Raw genomic sequence first — 916 nt, forward strand, 5'->3', positions numbered from 1 at the left:
TATAGTCAGTCTATAATAAAAGAGATACAGCCCATATCCTGAAACAGTTTTGGTAAATTATTCTCCATCCACCCTTGGCGTAGAAACTTAGCCTGTGCCCACTTTTTCTCGATAGGGTTTAGATCAGGGCTGTACGGCGGCAGCCAAAGAATACGATGCCCGTGCCTGTTTAGTAGCTTTTGAATACGTTTGCTTTTATGAAATCTAGCATTATCCATAACTATAACGCATTTAGTCTTAAGGCTTGGGATTAGTGTTTGTTTGCACCATTGGTAGAATATGCTGCTATTAATATTTTTCTCAAAGTAATCAAGCGCAAACAGCATTTTTTCATACAGAGCACCGATGACGTTAGTACGCTTTTTTGCTTGCCAGTTGTAGCGATCAATACAAGGTTTGCCAATTGGTGCATAGCCATAAGGGCGAATAGTTTCGGCCTCAAAGCCACTTTCGTCCATATACACAATGGGATAGCCTTGCTGCTTAAAGCTATCAAGCTTACTCTGATATATCGCTCTTTTTATTGGACACACTTTTGGATGTTCTAAGGTCTTTTTTTTGACTGATACCAAGGCGCTTCAAGGCAATCTCAATACCCGATTTACTGCAGCCTAGACGCTGTGCTCGCTCGTACATATAATCATCTGGATGTTGAGCGACGTCTTTGAGAAGAGCCTCATTCGGTATTTTACTGGGTGGCTTATCCCGAGTTTTCTTAATACTTGGGTTTTTTAACCAACGCTGTAGTGCTGTTTTGCTAACATTATAGAAAATACAAGCTTGACGAATACTCATGTCTTTGTTTTGGACACTTTTGATCACTTGCGCTCGAAAGTCTGCTGAATAGGTCATGTATTCTTCTGCCGTGTCGCTTATTTTAAAAGTATTGTATCTTATTTATAAAAGACTGACTATA

The 916-nt window shown here is 39.7% G+C and carries 2 protein-coding genes; both read right to left on the bottom strand.

Annotated elements, in window-relative coordinates; translation table 11 throughout:
* Window positions 1–5: 5 nt before the first annotated feature.
* Window positions 6–533, bottom strand: a complete 528-nt coding sequence (locus tag ACT3S4_RS14345; protein WP_413469117.1) for an IS630 family transposase — start codon at window positions 531–533, stop codon at window positions 6–8.
* On the bottom strand, window positions 499–852 hold the full coding sequence (locus ACT3S4_RS14350; protein WP_087816314.1) for an IS630 transposase-related protein: 354 nt from the start codon (window positions 850–852) through the stop codon (window positions 499–501). Before ACT3S4_RS14350 ends, ACT3S4_RS14345 begins: the two co-directional genes overlap by 35 nt.
* Window positions 853–916 lie beyond the last annotated feature (64 nt).

Origin of the sequence: Psychrobacter sp. AOP30-A2-5 (assembly GCF_052378115.1) — a bacterium.
Lineage (GTDB): Bacteria > Pseudomonadota > Gammaproteobacteria > Pseudomonadales > Moraxellaceae > Psychrobacter.

Bases quoted from the DNA above. Each gene is read 5' to 3' on its own strand.
- ACT3S4_RS14350 (WP_087816314.1), bottom strand. From the start codon at position 852: ATGACCTATTCAGCAGACTTTCGAGCGCAAGTGATCAAAAGTGTCCAA.